The sequence below is a fragment of the Niastella soli genome (assembly GCF_017742245.1).
GTDB classification, from domain to species: Bacteria; Bacteroidota; Bacteroidia; order Chitinophagales; family Chitinophagaceae; genus Niastella; species Niastella soli.
This window is the reverse complement of sequence record NZ_JAGHKO010000010.1, coordinates 305,669-325,683: the sequence shown is the minus strand read 5'-3', so window position 1 is coordinate 325,683 and position 20,015 is coordinate 305,669. Positions and strand designations below refer to the sequence as shown.

13 protein-coding genes are annotated in these 20,015 nt (G+C 44.4%); 9 read left to right on the top strand and 4 right to left on the bottom strand.

Annotation, left to right across the window (positions count from 1 at the left end):
- Positions 1-279 precede the first annotated feature (279 nt).
- Positions 280-3,891, bottom strand: coding sequence for a T9SS type B sorting domain-containing protein (locus J7I42_RS25620; protein WP_209141734.1), 3,612 nt, complete (start codon positions 3,889-3,891; stop codon positions 280-282).
- 211 nt (positions 3,892-4,102) lie between these two features.
- On the opposite strand from J7I42_RS25620, the gene J7I42_RS25615 reads away from it, so the two are divergent.
- The 4 genes from J7I42_RS25615 to J7I42_RS25600 all read left to right on the top strand — a co-directional run bounded on the left by J7I42_RS25615 (position 4,103) and on the right by J7I42_RS25600 (position 7,320).
- Positions 4,103-4,792, top strand: a complete 690-nt coding sequence (locus J7I42_RS25615) for a hypothetical protein (protein ID WP_209141733.1) — start codon at positions 4,103-4,105, stop codon at positions 4,790-4,792.
- A 2-nt stretch (positions 4,793-4,794) separates the two neighbouring features.
- Positions 4,795-5,487 carry a hypothetical protein gene (locus J7I42_RS25610; RefSeq protein ID WP_209141732.1) on the top strand — a complete coding sequence of 231 codons (693 nt, stop codon included), beginning with the start codon at positions 4,795-4,797 and terminating at the stop codon, positions 5,485-5,487.
- A gap of 102 nt (positions 5,488-5,589) precedes the next feature.
- Positions 5,590-6,387, top strand: a complete 798-nt coding sequence (locus J7I42_RS25605) for an SDR family oxidoreductase (RefSeq protein ID WP_209141731.1) — start codon at positions 5,590-5,592, stop codon at positions 6,385-6,387.
- A gap of 18 nt (positions 6,388-6,405) precedes the next feature.
- Positions 6,406-7,320: a helix-turn-helix domain-containing protein gene (locus J7I42_RS25600; protein WP_209141730.1), complete on the top strand. Its 915-nt coding sequence runs from the start codon at positions 6,406-6,408 to the stop codon at positions 7,318-7,320.
- A gap of 94 nt (positions 7,321-7,414) precedes the next feature.
- Here J7I42_RS25600 and J7I42_RS25595 read toward each other — a convergent pair whose 3' ends face one another.
- On the bottom strand, positions 7,415-7,732 hold the full coding sequence (locus tag J7I42_RS25595) for a peptidase associated/transthyretin-like domain-containing protein (RefSeq protein WP_209141729.1): 318 nt from the start codon (positions 7,730-7,732) through the stop codon (positions 7,415-7,417).
- Positions 7,733-8,233: 501 nt separating this feature from the next.
- Here J7I42_RS25595 and J7I42_RS25590 point away from each other — a divergent pair.
- Complete coding sequence (locus J7I42_RS25590; RefSeq protein WP_209141728.1) at positions 8,234-10,360, top strand: M43 family zinc metalloprotease; 2,127 nt, start codon at positions 8,234-8,236, stop codon at positions 10,358-10,360.
- Between the two features lie 155 nt (positions 10,361-10,515).
- On the opposite strand, the gene J7I42_RS25585 is transcribed toward J7I42_RS25590, so the two are convergent.
- Positions 10,516-11,976, bottom strand: a complete 1,461-nt coding sequence (locus J7I42_RS25585; protein ID WP_209141727.1) for an ATP-binding cassette domain-containing protein — start codon at positions 11,974-11,976, stop codon at positions 10,516-10,518.
- Between the two features lie 738 nt (positions 11,977-12,714).
- Between J7I42_RS25585 and J7I42_RS25580 the strand changes: the two genes are divergently transcribed.
- The 4 genes from J7I42_RS25580 to J7I42_RS25565 are packed head-to-tail and all read left to right on the top strand — an operon-like array spanning position 12,715 to position 18,474.
- On the top strand, positions 12,715-14,622 hold the full coding sequence (locus tag J7I42_RS25580; RefSeq protein WP_209141726.1) for a DNA topoisomerase IV subunit B: 1,908 nt from the start codon (positions 12,715-12,717) through the stop codon (positions 14,620-14,622).
- Positions 14,623-14,678: 56 nt separating this feature from the next.
- On the top strand, positions 14,679-15,524 hold the full coding sequence (locus tag J7I42_RS25575; RefSeq protein WP_209141725.1) for a DUF1835 domain-containing protein: 846 nt from the start codon (positions 14,679-14,681) through the stop codon (positions 15,522-15,524).
- A 7-nt stretch (positions 15,525-15,531) separates the two neighbouring features.
- A complete protein-coding gene (locus tag J7I42_RS25570; protein WP_209141724.1) occupies positions 15,532-15,900 on the top strand; it encodes a DUF4260 domain-containing protein in 369 nt (122 codons plus the stop codon).
- A gap of 51 nt (positions 15,901-15,951) precedes the next feature.
- Entirely contained in the window at positions 15,952-18,474 is a 2,523-nt protein-coding gene (locus tag J7I42_RS25565; protein WP_209141723.1) for a DNA gyrase/topoisomerase IV subunit A, read from the top strand.
- A gap of 247 nt (positions 18,475-18,721) precedes the next feature.
- On the opposite strand, the gene J7I42_RS25560 is transcribed toward J7I42_RS25565, so the two are convergent.
- A complete protein-coding gene (locus tag J7I42_RS25560) occupies positions 18,722-19,714 on the bottom strand; it encodes a hypothetical protein (RefSeq protein WP_209141722.1) in 993 nt (330 codons plus the stop codon).
- Positions 19,715-20,015 lie beyond the last annotated feature (301 nt).

The window sequence follows — 20,015 nt, the reverse complement described above, 5'->3', positions numbered from 1 at the left end:
GAATGTGGGGTAAGCAAACAGGATGACAGGAAAATTGGAGCCCTTTAAAATCAATTAAAGGAAAATTATAATGGATCTATAAATTGTTTCGGGGGAAATTGGAGCCTTATAATGGTAGGAAATTCACAGGAGGATTCTTTTCAGGGCGCTATATTAGAAAGAAAAATCCAGATTTGAAAGCTTTAGGAGCTATTAATCGTCAAAATGCCCAATAACAAAGCCCCGGTCCCGGCTCAGCCGGGATCAGGGCTTTGTTATTACATTTTATTTGTATCTCTTTTACGGCGTTACGATAACTGTTCCTTTAAATGTTTGAACAGTTCCATCAAGATATTCTACTGCCGCAAAGTAAACATAGGTGCCAAAATCAACCTTTTTCCCATTCTGTCTGCCATCCCAGCCAAACTTACGGTCATTGGCCGGTGAGTTGAGCGACTCAAAGATCTTTTGTCCATACCGGTTAAAGACCGACAGGTTCTTTACTTTCTGGATATCCAACCCACCCATTACATAGAAATAATCATTTCGTCCGTCACCATTGGGCGAAAACGCATTGGGCATTGCAACGCCGGTCTTCACAAAAGTTTGAATGTATATGGTTGCCGTATCCTTACAGTAGTGATTATTGGTAACAGTTACCAGGTATTTTATAGAGGACGATGCGGTGGCAACTGGTTCGGCACAGGTGTCGCAGGAAAGTCCTGATGCCGGCTTCCAAAGATACGAAGCCGCGGTACCCCCTTTAACAGTTGTGCGCAATGGCACGTTGCCTGGTCGCGCCAGGGTAATTATTGCGGGCGTGGGTTCAATGGTAAAGGCTTCATATTTCAGACTGCTCTGGTTATTGGTATAATTGGTTTCCTTAAAAGGCTGCGTTTTTGAATCGTTCACCAGGGCTGTCACCTGGCTGGTGCCTGGCGCCGTTACTACATGGGTAAATTCACGGCATTCACCAAATACAGGTGCCGGTGTAGCATAATTGGGAGATAATAATTTGGTGGCGGCATCATCCGGTGATCCATTGTAAAACGATACCGGTATCTGTTTGTAAACAGTGTCATAACCATTACCCATACATACCTTGAATTTTACCTGGATATGTGCTTCGTCAAAACATTCTGCCGATAACAATTCTACTGTCATATCGGGTGGAAAGATATGTACATACTCCTGCGCTTTTAAAACGCAACCGTACTGGTTGGTCACTTGCAGACTCACCAGTCCACTGTCGAGCATAGTAGCTACCGGGCTGGGGCAGGTAGTACAGCTGAGCGTATAGCTACTGCTGTTATCCCATAAGTATGATACAGGTGTAAAGCCGGGTACCTCATAATAGAGATTGAAAGGGGCTTTACGGAACACGGTTGTATCATTGGGCAACACCGTCAATACCGGTGGAATGTAATTATGACTATGGGTATTGTTGTTATAATCAGATTCATTTAACCCGCTTGCTGGTGGATATGCCTGCCGGTCTTTATTCACCACGGCAAACACATTGCCTGACGTAGTGCCCGGGATATATTGCTCATAATTACTGCAGGTGCCGGTGCTGATCGTTGGCGTAAGAAAACTATTGCCCAGCTTCACGGCCGCCGGATCTGTTGGCAACCGGTCATAGAAATCCACTTGCAGATTTGCTGGTATGTTTCCTTGCGGATAAGCATTACAAAGAGAGAAATCCACATGCAGACCGTCTGTGCTGGAACATTGCAGGTCGTTCAGGGTTACGGTGTAGTCGTCAACTATGGGAATATGTATTTTCACCGCTGCATCACTATAGCAGGCATTATCTGTGTAGATGCGCACTTTTGCCGTAGCAAGCGTATCCTGCCGGTATAAGGCAGTAAACGTAGTATTGATACAATTGGTACAACTGAGGTAAGGAGAAGCATCCCAGGTGGCAGTAGTGATGGCACCCCCACTGATAACAATGGGCTCCAGCGCCTGTTGCTGCTGTGGTTGTAATGTATATTCATTCGGGGTAACCGTGGCCCGGAAGCTGAATCCCTTTTTGATATTGATGTTATTATTAAAAGTTACTTCCGGCAAACCTGTATTGGGAAGTGCCAATGGCAGGGTAGTGCCGTTGTCATTCATCACTGACACCAGCGTGTCCAGGTATTCACGGCCAACGATCACAGTAGTATTATACAGATAAGATGCACATTTCCCGGGAAGGTCATTGGGAAGCAGGAAAGGAGTACCCAACAACTTTCCTCTGCCGGTGCGGGGATCGTCATCATAAAATGAAAGGGGCGTATTCTTGGGGATGGTCACATAACCCCGGTTCTCAAACCAAAGCTCCACCTTTACTTTATCCTGCTGATAACAGGAAACACTTTCTATATGGATCACGCCATCGGCAGTGGGGTCATCCACCACAATGGTAACCGGGTTGGAAGTATCTTCACAACTTCCATTGGTAGCATACAGTCTTACTTTATAAGTGCCGGGGTTCTTGAACAGATAATCCAGTTGTTCATCGGTGCTCACCACCTGTTCAGTCATGCCTTTGTCGTTGCTCATGAGCCATTTCCAGGCAGTTGCATTGCGGGAACGATTGGTAAATACAATGTGATCGGTTTGGATCCCGTCTTTGGAAGCTATCTTACGTTTGTCGGGATAGAACCTTGCCACAACGCCGCAGCTTACCTGAAAGGCATCTGTTGTGGAAGCGCGGCAGCCACTCGCGTTATCGGTTACCCGTAATTCCAGTTTGTAGGTCTTCTTCTGCAATACTGTTATAGTGAGCGTTGGGCCAGTACCGGCCGGGGTGCCATCTACCAGCCATTGCAGGGTTTGCCCTGCAATGGTAGCAGCCGTAAATGTTACCACATCGCCTACTACAGGATATTCTATATTGCGGGTGAAACTGGCTGTAATGGCAGCGCCACAGGGGTCATTACAAACGGTACTGTTCACCATTTGCGGTAAGGCGGTTGCAATAAAATTTTGCATCCTTTCAGCCTGTCCCGGTGTAAAGCCCATTACACAGCCTGCTCCGGAACCATAATCCATAAAATTATCAGGGAGGTCGTTTACATCTGTCGTAAAACCCGACAGGGTATCGGTGCTACAGGAGTTCTGTGGGGCACTACAACCTCCGCCGGCGATAGTACGTTCAGGAGGGGTGTCGCACACCATATCGCCGTCGGTAAGACAGTCATTGTTTCTACAGTCCCTTGCAGCAAAAGTATGTGCAAGACTAAGATAATGCCCCATCTCATGCGCTACCAGGTCTACGCCCAAACCAGATACCACCACATCGCCACCAGCACTGGCATAACCGCCCATGGTAAGACGGGTCCAGCTGCCGCAACTAAAATCCTGCATGAATTCAGATCTGATGGCAGATACCACCCAGATGTTGATGTAACGGTTCCGGTCCCACGCACCGAGTCCAATGAGTTCGTCACCTTCCATGTCATAGTCAAAATCTGAGAGATAGGAGTGGGTACGAACTATGCCGTTGGTACGGCCACCATCGGGGGCGGTTTTGGCTAGACAGAACTGGATCCGGGTATCGGTTCGTCCGCCGGCAAAAGTACCCGAAGCACTATACGCATCATTGAGCGCCTGTATGGCTTGGATAACAGCTGCATCCGTATAAGCGTTGGGATCTTCATTGATGATATGAACCACTACTGGTAATATAACAACGGCGGGTGGAGCGGCCGCAACATGCAAATAATGTTTCTTTGTAATAAGCTGGTTTATAGCATTCTCCCTTGCCGCGAAGGCGGGATTCTTTCTTAATTGCGCCAATAGCCTGTCTGTGCCACAAGGTCGTACAGCTATCGGCATGCCTTCCTGGGCATGAGAAATAAAAGGAAACATAAAAAAAAGAACACATGAGAAGATCAGGCCTTTCCAAGTAGAAATAGTCATATCAATGGGTATGGTTAGATTGCATGAACCCTTCAGCCAATACCATTCCAATTTTACAGCTATGGGTTTTTGTTACAGAAAAGACCATTCCTTTATTGTGACCGCTTTAAAACCTTTCTGTATATAATAAATTTTTTATTTACAATTGATGCGAATTGTTTGGTTTCTTACCGCCTTTTTGTTTCTTGTGGATAAATTCAATATTTATTCTATGGAAATCCTGAAAAAGATCACAGAGGAACTGTTCGGAAATGAGTTTCAGTGTTTAATTAATCCTAAAGGGATCACCTTGACTGCAAAGGATAATTCAAAGGCTTTTTGTTTTGGGCTCATCGATTATGACGACAGTTTTATTGTCAGAGAAAATATATATGCAATAAAAAGTTTTGAAGAAGTAGACGCCATCTTGCAACCCCTGCTGACAAAATACGACATGCCTCAAAGTGATTTTGAAATGGCTATATATAATGTTGATTTTATTGGCACTATAAAAAAAGGCATGCCCATGAAGGACATCCCTGGTGTGGATGCCGGTTTTATTGTGGAAGGCACCACTATTAATAAGACAGATGCTACGCAAATACGTAAGGTATTGACCCAGTTTGAAAAGGCAATTGCCTACCTGGAAGCTGATTTTATGGACCGGTACAAAACAATAGAACAGGTATATGAAGCCCAGCAACAAATGACTCCGGACGAGGGCGGTGAGTTTTTCAATACCCCCGCTCCAATCAGGTATTTGGCCCTTGCTTCCTTGTGTAACCCCTCAGCAGAATTAGATAGCGAGTTTGAGGAAACTATTAAAGACTATCAGGAAATTGAAAAAAAGTACGATCAGTTTAAAGACCATGGTAAAGCAACAATGGAATTACACCGGTATTTTAAACGCGAGCTGGTTTAAAGATGGAGATATTTAAAAAAGTATCGGAAGAATTGTTTGGGAATGAGTTTCTGTGCATGATATCTTCTAATGGAATTACCCTGGTTGCTAAGGACAATTCAAAGGCTTTCTGTTTTGGATTAGTAAGTGATGCCGGTTTTTTTCGGATCAGGGAAATGGTATATGCTATAAAAAGATTTGAAGTGGTAGAAGCTATTCTGCAACCATTGTTGGAAAAATATGAAATACCTCAGTGCGATCGTGAAATGAAAGAATATGGGATTGATTTTAATGGTACCATAAGAAAGAGAATGTCATTAAAAGACATACCTGTTGTAAATAGTTTACTTTATGGGATGGCCCCTATTGATGGAGCCGATGAGGAACAAATACGTACCGTCCTGACCGTATTAAAAAAAGCGATAGGATACCTTGAAACCGAATTCATAGACAGATACAAAACAGTACGTCGGGTATACTATGGTCAGGAAGAAATGACAACAAATGAACTCGACCGTTTTTTTACAAGTCCATATGCCATAAGGAAGTTGGTTATAGAAGCCTTGTGTTACCCAGCAAAAGATCCCGATAGCATCTTTGAAAAGTTGTTAACAGATTATGAGGAGGTTGAAACAGAGTTACCCGGAATGTACAAAGAGCACTATTTAGTAACATTGGAATTGCTCAGGTATTTCAGGGAGCAGAAAAAGGTATAAATCATTATACCCTGCAATCATTTTGGATACAACTACCCTCAAATTGGACACATTCTCCCGGCCACCTTGTTGGACTTTTGTAATACAAAATTGAATTACAAAATGAAAACGATCTTTATTACAGGCGCTTCAACAGGTTTGGGCAAGGCAACAGCAAAATTATTCGCATCAAGGGGTTGGCAGGTCATTGCCACCATGCGTAATCCGGCCAATGAAAAGGAATTGAATGGGATCAATAACATTACATTATTGCCATTGGATGTTACCAACCCGGCCCAGATAAAAGAGACCACCCAAAAGGCCATGGCCATGGCCAATATCGATGTAGTGTTCAACAATGCCGGTTATGGTTTAATGGGTCCCTTTGAACCAATGACCGATGAACAAATGGTACGTCAAATTGAAACGAACCTGCTGGGGGTAATGCGGGTTACCCATGCATTTATTCCTTATTTCAGAGAAAAACACAGCGGTACTTTTATAACCACTACTTCTATTGGCGGGTTTGTGGCTTATCCTTTCAGCGCCTTATACCATGCAACAAAATGGGGGTTGGAAGGCTGGAGCGAAAGCATGACGTTTGAACTGAAAAAGATCGGGGTTACCATTAAAACAGTGGCTCCCGGTGGAATTCAAACCGATTACCTGAGCCGGTCGGCTGAGTATACCAAACACCCTGTTTATGATAAATGGGTCAATCAATTATTCTCAAAAGTAGACCCGGCCCAGTTTTCATCCGCTGAACAGGTTGCCGAAGTCGTATATGAAGCCGCCACAGATGGTAAAGACACCTTGAGATATTTTGCGGGGGAAGATGCAAAAGCCTTGTATGCGCAACGGTTGCAGGTGGGTGATGAGGCCTTTAGAAAGGGGATGGAACAAGCGCTTTTTGCCGAATGAACCCTTTAACTTTATACAGTGAAAAAGGAAGATAACAGTCCGCAAAAATATAATGCTATCACTGCTTTACACCGGGTGCTGGAGTTGCCAAAACCCCTGCACCCGTTGATAAGCCTTATAGACAATACGGCCATTAAGGTTGAAAAAGACCGCCTGCCCGCGGCTTTCATTTTTGATTTCTATAAAATATCCTTTAAGGAAAAAATGCAGGGGCGGATAAAATATGGTCAGAACTATTACGATTTTGAAGAAGGAAGCCTGGTATTTACTGCTCCCGGTCAGGTGATGGCCGTTGCCGATGATACCGAATATATGGGCAAGACCTTACTCTTTCATCCCGAATTTATCAGGAATTATCCATTGGGGCAACAGATCAAAAATTACGGTTTCTTTTCGTACACTATTCACGAAGCCTTGCATTTGTCGGAGAAAGAAAAAGAGGTGATTGAGGGCATCTTCAGCAATATGAACAGTGAGCTGGATACCAATATTGACGATTTTAGCCAGGATATTATGGTATCGCAGATAGAACTGTTGTTAAACTATAGCAATCGTTTTTACAAACGCCAATTTATAACCCGCAAAGCGGTGAATAACGACTTGCTGGCAAAATTAGATGATTGCCTGAATGATCATTTTAATGATCAAACGGCTGTAATGAAAGGCTTGCCTTCTGTACAGGAGCTTGCCACGAAATTACATGTGTCACCCGGTTATTTAAGTGATATGCTACGGTCACTTACAGGACAGAATACGCAGCAACACATTCACAATAAAATAATTGAAAAGGCAAAGGAAATTTTAAGTCATAGTAATCTGTCGGTGGCTGAAATAGCTTATCAATTAGGATTTGAACGCCCGCAATCGTTTAATAAACTATTCAAGCAAAAAACAACTTTATCACCGTTGGAGTACAGGAAGTCATTTAATTGATGCAGTATTAGCGTGAAATAAAAAAAATGTCTACCGGCTAACAGTAGACATTTCTTCTGTAATGCTAATATCTTCAACTAAATGCTGAAAAGCGTTATTGCTCCAGTTTTATTTCGCCGATATCAGTTGCCTGCCCATCAGTTACAGTTACACCATCTTTAGCGGCGTTTTTATACGGTGGCTTGGCTTCAATAATTACGCGGTAAGTGCCTGGTTTCGCATCCATGATCTCAAACGTTCCCTTATTGATCTCTGCTTTTAAAGTGTCGGTAGCCGACAGCGCCCATGCTCTTACAGCAGCATCTGCCGGATTCACTGTTCCTTTTACAGAACCCACTCTAACAGCATTGAAAGCGAATAATCCGGCGGCAGCGAAAGCTATTGCTGCCATACTCATCTTGGCATTTTTCATAACTCAAAAAAATTATAGGTTAAACAAAATGGTTACAATTTCTTCAGCTACAAGACCTATAATCAAGGATGGAAAGATGATTTATCATCGGTGAACGTGTAAGGGATGACAAGTACTATGCCAGAACAAAGGAATAGGTATAATAAATTATTTTAACATTCTTTATAGGGGCGGTGGCATAATTTATTTTTTAACTATTTGTAGAATTATGTCAACAGTCACTATCTTCGTTTGTATACCCTGGTTAGTAATTGAAGGAGCAATAGCCCAAAATCATCAATTTATTGTTACCCGCACTATTTGTTTATAACCCCCGGTTTGAGTTAATAATTTATTATCAATTATAAAAGAGAAATAATACGCAGGTAAAAACAGGCGTTTTATGAGTGGTCCCGGAAATAGGGGTGATTTACCGATAAAACTTTGGCTTACATCTATTTTTAAAACAGAAAACCAACATTTTTTAAGGATATTACGTAAGTAATTGGAACAACCAGTATGATGAGAAAAATTTTAGCCTGTTTTGTATGCATTATGGGAATGATCGCTTCGGGCATGGCCCAGGAAAGATGCGGATCTATGACATTGATGGAGAAAACCTTCAAACGTAATCCTTCCCTGAGAACGAAATTTCAGTTACAAAACCAACAATTACAGGAAGCCGCGGTGAAAATAAAAGCCCAGGCTCAGCAGTTACGGGTAGAAGCTACTACCATTTATATCCCTGTTGTATTTCATATTGTATTGAGGAACCCATTGCTGGTTACCGATGCCCAGGTCCAGGCCCAGATTGACCGGTTGAACACAGACTATGCAGGCCTGAACGGCGATTCTACCCTTATTCCAGCCTGGTTTAAAGGTGTTTATGCCAAACCTAATATCCAGTTCAGATTGGCCCAGCGGAACGCAAACGACGAACCTTCCGATGGTATAGAGCGGGTAACTACATCCATTAATAATTTCAGCATAGACGATACCCGGGTTAAATATACTTCCCTCGGCGGCGCTGACTCCTGGGACCATAACCGTTTTTTTAATGTATGGATCACCGACCTGAGTCAAACTTACCTGGGTTATTCCACCTTCCCTAATTATGGAAAAGCTGCGGAAGATGGGGTAGTTATCAAGTATACCACCTTACCGGGTAATCCCGGGGTGTATGGTTTAGGCCGGACCCTGGTGCATGAAACAGGCCACTACTTTAATCTGATCCACATCTGGGGCGATGATACGGGTTGCAATGGCTCCGACTACTGCGCAGATACTCCGGAGCAGGGTAACTATACTTCTGGCTGTTTGCGCGATTCCATCCATATTGATAACTGCAGTGGCGTGGGAACGAAAGGAGTTATGTACCAGAATTTTATGGATTATACCGATGATGCCTGTATGGTCATGTTCACCCTCGACCAGAAAGCACGCATGGAAACCTGTATAAGCGATGACCGCCCTTCGTTACTTACCTCTAATGGCGCTGACCCCGTTGTGGCCTATAACCTCGATGCGGCTGCTAAAAGCATCAATGTGCCATTACAACGTATTTGCACCTCCACCTTTTCACCGGTTATTACCTTAAAAAACACGGGTGCACAAACCTTAACGGCGCTTACTATTAAGGCAACCCTCGAAAACGGGGCTACTTCTACCACTACCTGGACAGGATCACTGGCTTCATTAAAAGAAACCAAAGTAACATTGAGTGCGGTAACCGTACCGTCAGAAGGTACGCATACCCTGAATGTAGTGATCTCGAACCCCAATGGCGGCACGGATGAAAATGTAGCAAATAACCTTATTACATTAGCCTTCCAGTATTATCAGGCGCTAACCCCGCCTTTTAAAGAAAGCTTCGAGAACACCGCATTCCCTCCTGTAGGGTGGGATATTGTGAATGCGGATAAAGATGTAACCTGGGAAAGAACTACTGTGGCTGCTAAAACCGGGAACGCTTCTGTTGTATTGCGCAACTTTGATTATAAGGCCAATGGTATGAAAGACTACCTGCGCCTGCCCATGATTAATATACCAACGGCCGATTCAGCCTTCATGACCTTTCAGGTGGCTGCAGCAGCTGTAACCGATACCGGTACCGCAAACAATCCATTCGATACGCTGGAAGTACTGGTAAGCAAGGATTGTGGCGCTACTTTCACCAGTTTGTACAAGAAGGGTGGTAAAGACCTGCTTACCAAATTAAAACCTGATTCGGTTTCATTTAAACCAACTTCAACCGAATGGCGTAAAGATTCGGTAAATCTAACGCCGTACATCAACGCCGGACAAATATTACTGGCTTTTGCCAATACCAATCAGCACGAGAATAATGTATATCTCGACGATATTAATGTGTATTCATTAGCTATAAGCTCGGTGGTAAAGGAAAAAGGATTTATTATTTCGCCAAATCCTACTACCGGCAAGTTTACCATATACTTTTATCCTTACCCCAACTATGTGAAAGGAATAAACGTATTTAACAGTCAGGGGAGCCGGGTGGCTTCGGCCCAGTTGAATGCTGCTGGCGGTAGCGGGTATACATTCGATTTAACCGGTATGCAAAGGGGCGTTTATATGGTGCAGATAGTGCTGGGCGATAAAGTGATCACCCGAAAGGTGATGAAACTATAGGCAGTTAGCAATTGATATAAAAGTGCCGCGCTTCCGTAAGGATGTCGTGGCACTTTCTTTTTATATAGTGTATCGTAGGACGTTGACCAGTTGATCAGTTGACCAGGAATAAAAGTTGATAGAGTTGGACGTCTGCCTTCCCTCTTGGCCATTGCCTATTTCCCATTACCTACTGCTCTCACCGTCATCTTCCCACTCTCCAAAAACGCAGCCTTTGTAATACAATCCGGCAGGTCTTTACTATAATGACTCACATACAGCAGGGTAGTATTGAATGTTTTGCACAACTGGTTGATCAACGTTTTAAAATAACTGATCTGTTCATCATCGAGCCCCTGGGTGGGTTCATCCAATATTAACAGGGGCGGGTTCTTTACCAAAGCCCTGGCCAGTAACACCATACGTTGCTGGCCTAATGAGAGCTGAAAAAGCGGTCGGCGCTGCAGGTTTTGTAATTGCAGTAAGGTTATCCAGTTTTGTACCTGCTCCTGTTGGGCTGTTGAAATTTGTCTGAACAACCCGATGGTATCAAATAAGCCGGAGGCAATTACATCAAAACAGGAGGTGCCACGGTCAAAATACAAATGCAGTTCGGGCGAAACAAAACCAATGCGGCGTTTGATGTCCCAAATACTTTCCCCACTGCCCCGGCGCTGATCAAATAAATACAGCTCGTTGGCATAGGCCTGGGGGTTATCGGCCGTTACCAGGCTTAACAACGTGCTTTTGCCGGCACCGTTAGGGCCTGAAATGCTCCAGCATTCGCCCTTTTTAACTTCCCAGTTTATGTTTTGCAGAATAGTTCTTTCTCCATATTTAATAGTCACATCCACCATTTTCACCGCTGTGGTAAAATGATTGTTTTCACCTGCACCTTTTAATTTTTGTATGATCTCCACAGGCAGGGGGTGAACAGCTGCGGTGGTTTGCTGCGGGGTAGCTGATCTTTTACCCGCCGAAACCAGTTGGCCATTTTCCAGCACGGCCACATGCGTGATACAGTTGGGCAGGTCCTGTGGCGGAGTGATCAGGATAATGGAAATACCGCTGGCCACAATCGAGTCCAGAATGCGATGGAGGCTCTGCCGGCCTTCCACATCCAACCCAACAAATGGATTGTCCATTATAAGTACGGCCGGGTCAAGAAACAGGGCTTTGGCCAGTTGCAGCCGTTTGTTCTCCCCATTCGATAACTGGATCAGCGGCTCGGCCAACACATGGGTCAGGTGCAGTTGTTCTATCCAGTTGGTGCCGGGCTTGCCGTTTAAAAATGGCTGCAACACCTCCTGCACGGTAATGGCATCCTCCGAATCGGAGGAGTTATACCGTTGCTGATAATAGAAATCGCTGGTATTGGAGCGGTTCTTAAAGTGGTGTTGCTGTTCTATAAGCAAAATGCGGTTGGCATGGGTGTGATTGGGCAGGTGGAACGCAATAGTACCATTGTGAAAAGCGCTTCCTGCAAGTGCCTGGGCCAGGGTGGTTTTCCCACTTCCCGATTTGCCTACAATGGCCCATTGTTCGCCGGACTGAATGGTTAAATGGATGTTTTTTAAGATCTCAATGGCATTAAAGGTCACCGAAACATCGGTTAGTTGGGCCAGTGCTGTACTCATATAAATCAAAATTAAACGGGAATCGACTGCAACTTAATGGGTTAATTCGAAAATACAGCCAATAAATCATAGTAATTGATGATACGGAGGTCTGGTAAAGCAGAACTGTTCACCTATCAAAAGGGTAGTTGGAACTATCTCTTATTCAGTGTATTAGTATAGATATCCCGTACATATCCCGTATATGACCCGTAGATATCCCGAAGATGTCCCGTTCCTTAATAGATACGGGATATCTGTGGAATATGATGCTAAATACTGTAAGTCAAATGTTTAACATACTACAATCCAACCTGGATAGGGGATATATATCCTGTGGGGATCAGGTAAGTGTAGCTGCCCTTATAGCAATAGCCGGAGAGGGTATTGTGACTTTCTTTTTAAAATTTTCCACAATAGTTAATAACTCAATAAAAAAACGGTTGCCCTCATTTGGCTATATTTGCCCGTTCAGGCGTTTTTTGGTGTACGATTTGTAGATTGTGGGCCGGTTTGGCTGAAAAGAGGGGCGGGAATTACCACAATTAAAAAGTTACACCATTTATTTTCAATGTTTTATGGATTATCTGCGGATTGTCCGGATCAACTGATCTGAGGCTTGCGGGATGCCGAAACATGGAAAAAAATTAATATTAGAAGGATGGCTGGCTCAAATCCGGAACCATTGACCCGAGCATCCTGGCGAGTCCCGACTTGTCGGGAATGAACATTTTACGAAAAAGACATATCCGTATAAACATGGCAAAGACAGAAAAAAACGACTTGTTTGATTATACCGAAGACTCGATTAAATCGCTTGACTGGCGGGAGCACATCCGCCTTCGGCCGGGTATGTATATCGGTAAGCTGGGCGATGGTTCCAGTCCCGATGACGGTATTTACGTGTTGATCAAAGAGGTGATCGATAACTGTATCGATGAATATACCATGGGTCATGGTAAACAGGTAGATATTTCCATCAACGAAAAATCGGTTACTGTGCGCGATTACGGTCGTGGTATTCCGTTGGGTAAAGTGGTGGAAGTAGTGAGCAAGATCAACACCGGCGCCAAATATGACAGTAAAGCGTTCCAGAAAAGCGTGGGTTTGAATGGGGTGGGTACCAAAGCGGTGAATGCTTTGAGCACCTACTTTAAAGTAACAGCTTACCGCGAGGGCAAGGAAAAAACAGCCGAGTTTGAGCGCGGCGTACTTACCAAAGAACACAAGGAAAACAAAACTACCGAAGGTAACGGTACCATGGTTACTTTCATTCCCGATGAAACGGTATTCAAGAACTTCCATTATATACATGAATACCTCGATAGCCAGCTGTGGAACTACTGTTACCTGAATGCCGGGTTGGTAATGAACTTCAACGGCAAAAAGTACGTTAGTAAGAACGGCCTGCTCGATCTGTTACAGCGTAAAACAAACGAGGATGAGCTGCGCTATCCCATCATTCACCTCAAAGGCGAAGATATTGAAGTAGCCCTTACGCACGAGAACCAATACGGGGAGGAATATTATTCATTTGTAAACGGTCAGTATACAACACAGGGGGGGACCCACCTGGCGGCCTTCCGTGAGGCGGTGGTTAAAACTCTGCGTGATTTTTATAAAAAAGATTATGATGCGGCCGACATCAGGGCCAGCATTTGCGCTGCCGTTTCGGTGCGTGTGCAGGAGCCGGTGTTTGAATCGCAAACAAAAACCAAACTGGGTTCACAGGTAGTGTATGAAGGCGGCCCCTCCATGAAGAACTTTGTGGGTGAGTTTATGTCGAAAGAGCTCGATAACTACCTGCACCGGAACCCAACGGTAGCTGATTCCCTGAAAAAGCGGATTGAGCAAAGCGAACGCGAACGTAAGGAACTGGCCGGTATTAAAAAGCTGGCTAACGAACGCGCCAAAAAAGCGAACCTGCACAACCGTAAATTGCGCGATTGCCGCTATCACCATAACGATGAGCCTACTGGCCGCGATAAGGAATCGATCATGGAGAAGGCAAAGGAAAGCACCATCTTTATTACTGAGGGTGACTCGGCCAGCGGGTCCATTACCAAATCGCGTAATGTGGAAACACAGGCCGTGTTCAGTTTACGGGGTAAACCGTTGAACTGTTTTGCCCTCACCAAAAAAGTGGTGTATGAGAATGAGGAATTCAACCTGTTACAACACGCCCTGAATATTGAAGAAGGTTACGAAGGCCTGCGCTATAACAACATTGTTATTGCAACAGATGCCGATGTGGATGGCATGCACATCCGCCTGTTGATGATGACCTTCTTCCTGCAGTTCTTCCCAGACCTGGTGAAGAATGGTCACGTATACATTCTGGAAACGCCTTTATTCCGCGTACGCGATAAAAAGCAAACTTTCTATTGTTACGATGAGGCGGAAAAACAGGTAGCTATTAAAAAGCTGGGCGGCAAGCCGGAGATCACCCGCTTTAAAGGACTGGGTGAAATTTCACCGGAAGAGTTTGCCCGCTTTATTGGACCCGAAATGCGCAAACAACCAGTGATCATTGAACAGGGCGACCACGTTCAGCAATTACTGGAATACTATATGGGTAAGAACACCCAGGAGCGGCAGGAGTTTATTATCGATAACCTGCGCGTAGAATTAGATCTGGCAGATGAAGCTGCTGCAACTGAGAAATAGTTACAGGTTTCAGGTTCCAGGGGTTTCTATTTTAGACCGAATAAAGTTTTTAGAACATGATTCATATAGTTTTTAACGAGCCGGATGTTGAAGTGTTGAAGAAAGCCATCGAGCTCGATGAAACATTACAGGGCGATGTGCTCCTGATAAAAGACGATTATGCGGTTGGTCCCATTAAGGATATCTACGAAGAGGAAGGGATAGAGGCCCGTAAACAATGGTGGCGTGAGGTGTTGGCCGGTGGCGATTACGACGGGAAAGTAGATATGTTCGAGGTGGATGATATGCAGATCGTGGTTGATCTGATTGTAAAACTGGCGTTGGCCCCCGATGAAAAAGTATACATCTGGGCAGCCCAGAATAAACATGATGTAAGCGGTTATTACTGGCTTATGAGCCAGTTAAAAGATTTTCAGGGAAAACTGTATATTCTGTACCTGAATAACCTGCCTTTCATCAATGAAAAAGGGTTGATCTTTTATCCTGAATGGCTGAGCCAGATCCCACCCAAAGAGTTTTTGAAGGCCAAGAAATTAGCCCGCCCAATAACACTCAGCGAATTTGAGGTGGACCCCGATGAATGGACCCGGCTGCAAAATGAAGACAAGGGCGTTCGTTTACTGGAAGGGGGTAAAAAACTGGGGCAGAAAGAGTATGATTTTTACGACGAAGAATTAAAGAAATATATCACCAACGACTGGCAAAAAGCCAATAAGATCATTAACAACTTCCTGAACAAGAGTAAGCAAACAACAGGCGATGCGTACGCCTTGTGGCGCCTGAAGCAACTGATTGCTGGTGGCAATTATGATGTACAGGGAGAACTGAAAGGGATGAAAGATTTTGAAGTGAAAGGCAAATCGGCACAGGCCGCAGCTGTTACGGAAGGAACACCGCAATAGAAACCCTATGAAAAGAATAGTTGCACTCGAAGAAGCAGCAATGTTTGGCTTGAGTATTTTTCTTTTTGGTAAATTATCTTTTGCCTGGTGGTGGTACCTGGTGCTGATCCTTACCCCTGATATTAGTGCGTTGGGGTATTTAGTAAACACCCGTGTTGGCGCTATGACGTACAACTTCTTTCATCATAAGGCAGTTGCCATAGTAATGTATGTTGCGGGGTTGTATTTGAATAACGAAGTGGTGCAATTGATTGGTTTGATCTTATTGGGTCATTCCAGTTTGGATAGGATGTTAGGATATGGATTGAAATATCCGGATAGTTTTCAAAACACACATTTGGGATTAATAGGGAAGCATAAGGAAGATTATAAATAAGAATCAAAAATAGTTTGTCGAAGATTTTGAATCAATAGTATTAAACTAATTATGGCAAAAAGTAAAGACAATAGTTTTTTACAACAAGGCGATTCTGGGGTAGCTGGCCAATATAAAACCTGGTTCCTTGACTACGCCTCGTATGTGATCCTTGAAAGAGCCGTGCCGGCTGTGGAAGACGGATTAAAACCCGTACAACGCCGTATCCTGTATGCAATGAAAGAGATGGATGATGGCCGTTTTAACAAAGTGGCCAACATCATTGGGCAAAGTATGCAATACCATCCCCATGGCGACGCCAGTATTGGCGATGCGTTGGTGAACATGGGACAGAAAGACCTGCTCATTGAGACCCAGGGTAACTGGGGTGATGTGCGTACGGGTGATGATGCTGCCGCTGCCCGTTATATTGAAGCAAGGCTGAGCCGCTTTGCGCTGGAAGTTGCCTTTAATGCCAAAACCACCGAATGGGCCGTAAGTTATGATGGTCGTAAAAACGAACCGGTAGCACTGCCCATGAAATTCCCCTTACTGCTGGCCCATGGCGCAGAAGGTATTGCGGTTGGTTTGGCCACCAAAATATTACCACACAACTTTTGTGAGATCATAGAAGCCGCCATCAAATACCTGCGGGGTAAGAAATTCGAGCTGGTGCCCGATTTTCAAACCGCCGGGATGATAGACGTTACCAACTACAACGAAGGTAAACGCGGCGGTAAAGTGCGGGTACGCGCGCATATTGAGGAAGTAGACAAGAAAACACTGGCCATTCGCGACGTTCCATATGGGGTTACCACCACCCAGTTGATGGATTCTATTGTGAAAGCAAACGACCAGGGCAAGATCAAGATCAAAAAAGTAACGGACAACACCGCTGCTGAAGTAGAAGTATTGATCGACCTGGCGCCGGGTATTTCGCCAGACATTACCATCGACGCCCTGTATGCGTTCACTGATTGTGAAGTGAGCATTTCGCCCAATGCCTGCGTGATCGTTGATAAAAAGCCAACCTTCATCAGCATTCATGAACTGCTGCGCATTTCGGCTGAAAATACCAAAGAGCTGTTGAAGCGCGAGTTGGAAATAAAGCTGGCCGAGCTGCAGGAGAAATGGCATTATACTTCACTCGAAAAGATCTTCTTTGAAGAAAAGATCTATAAAGAACTGGAGAAACGCTATGCTACCTGGGAAAAAGTACTGGATGGCATTACAGAGGCGTTCAAACCTTTCCGCAAACAACTTCGCCGCGATATTACCCGGGAAGATATTGTAAAGCTGACCGAGAAGCCGGTTCGCCGTATCTACAAACTGGATATTGACGAGCTGGATGCACAGATAAAAGGCCTTGATAAAGAGATCAAACAGGTTAAACACGATCTGAATAACCTGGTTGATTTTGCTGTAGCCTATTACGAAAACCTGCTGCAGAAATATGGCAAGGGCCGGGAGCGTAAAACCGAGATCAAACTGTTTGAAGCCATTCAGGCCAAACAGGTGGCCATCGCCAATACCAAGATCTACGTGAACCGGGCCGATGGTTTCATTGGTAGCGGTTTAAAGAAAGATGAGTTTGTTGCCGATTGTTCTTCACTCGATGATATTATTGCTTTTACCCGTTCAGGTAAAATGAAAATAGTGAAGGTGTCGGATAAAGCCTTTATTGGCAAAGACATCATACACGTTGCAGTTTTCCAGAAGAACGATGAGCGCACCACCTATAACATGATCTATGTTGATGGTAAAACCGGCATTACTTACGCCAAGCGTTTTAATGTAGTAGGTATTACCCGCGATAAAGAATATGACCTCACCAACAAAGGTGCTGAGAAAGCCAAGGTGCATTACTTCAGCGCCAACCCTAATGGGGAAGCGGAAGTAGTGAAAGTGGCACTGGACCCCAACAGTACGGCACGTAAAAAAGAGTTTGATTTTTACTTTGAAGAACTGGAGATCAAGGCCCGTCAAAGTCTCGGTAACCAGGTAACCAAGTTCAGGGTTAAATCGGTTAAATTCAAAGAAGCTGGTAAATCAACCCTCGGTGGTAAAAAGCTGTGGTTCGATGATCAGTTCGGCCGGTTGAATACAGAGTCGAAAGGGGAGTACCTCGGTAGTTTCCAACCCGATGACAAGATCTTCGTGGTTTATAAGGATGGCAACTATGAGATCACCGATCAGGAGTTGACGCAGAAGTTCGATACCGAAAAAGTGATCGAGATCGAGAAGTTCAATCCGGAGAAAACAGTTACTGCCATTTACCTCGATAACGATAAACAGCAGTTTAACGTAAAAAGGTTTAAGGTGGAGACCACAACCTTACGTAACAAATTCATGTTGATCAAGGAAGGTGATGGCAATTACCTGGATGCAGTGACCACGCATCCTGAACCAATTGTGCAGATCAAGACAGGCCGGGGCGCCCAGGTGCGTACCCAGAAGATCAAGATTGCCGATATGGTGGAGGTAATGGGCTGGAAAGCGGTGGGTACAAAACTGGCCGACTTCAGTAAGAGCACCGAATTTGAATGGACAATGAAAGAACAAAAAGAAGATCCGGAACAACCGGAACTGTTCTAAATACAAGGCTATGGGCAATGGGCAATAGGAAAAGCCCGTTGGCCAAGGCGGGCCTTCTCTAAAGCTTTAGCCATCCGCGGACTGCGAGCAGGGGACGGGGAGAATGAAAAAGACTGAAATTAAAAGGTATATAAAGTAAAACGCTGAACGTATAACCAACGTTCAGCGTTTTACTTTATATATTAGCCTTCGGCTTTCAGCTGTATTTTCCCATTGCCTACTGCCCATTGCCCATTGCCATAAGGAGCTAATGTCGCGAGATTCGTTTTTTGATCCGCACCGTAGCGTTCTGGGTAAAAGAACTCGAAAGGAAAACCTCAAAACGGGAAATGCCATCGGTAACTACCATTAAAGCGGTATTGGGTGGGATGCGGCCGAGGTTTTCTGCAAACAAACTCACCTCATTTACATCCTTGCTGTTATCGAGTGTAAGGTAAATATTCACGGCCCGGGCGGTAAGCTCCTGGTGTGTTATAACCGGTTGGCCGTTGAGGAAAACGGTTACGGTATCGCCGTCAATTTCACCATTGTCGTACAGGCTGATCCGAATGGAATCGCTGCCTATTTCCAGTTCCTTTGTATAAATGATCTTTCTGCGGCTGAATTGAGCCACCAGGTTGCGTTCACTATATGCGTCGATAGCGCTGTCGGTGATCTTTACCGGGGCAATACTGGCTGTACCGGCTGCAGGGACACTGTTTACAACCGGAATGTTGTTCTTTACCACCACATCTTCCCGTTGCGGCATCCAGTACCGTTTTCCTACAATACTGCTGCTCAGCATGCTATCAAGGTTTTTGGTAGCCACGTCCATGGTAAAGTTCACCCGCATTTCGGGGCAGGTATATTTGTATTTATCAATGGTCAAAAACGAGCCATTCATGGTGCTTTTTACCTGGCTTACCCGCAAAGTGCCTTCAAAATCCATCATACATTCTGCCCCGGTCTGTGTATTGCGGGAGCCATAGAACAACATGGGTAAATTTTTAATACTTACCTGCCGGGTATCCTTATCGTAGGTGCCACGAACAAAAAAGCTTTGGTAGGTATCTTTAAAATAATAGCCAAAAACGCCTTCTACCTGGCTGCCCTTTTGTTTTAAAACCAATTCAGTAAGATAGTTATTGTAAACGCCTTGCCCTACAATATCAGCTTTACCATACCAGGAGCCCGATATTGATTGGGAAAAAGCAACCCCGCCGGTCACCAATAATAAGAGAACCAAAATAATGCGTAGCATATGTTAATTTAAGTAGAAAAATCAAGCCATACAATAAAATTCTTTAATACGAAATACGCCCGTTAAGTGTATGCCAGTGTATGGGTACTTAACGCTTTTCTAAGCGGCCTATGGCTTGTTCCTGGGTGGGTGTTTTTTCAATGGATATTGTTCGGAAGGATACGATTAAAGGTGTGCTATAACAAGTATATGATGCCTCGGTACAAAAATATATCGCAGTTTTCAATTCTCAGAGCAATTGGGAAACTGTGTGGAAAAGTTAGTAGTGGTTTAGTATTTATACTATGGGGCGTCTGTGGTT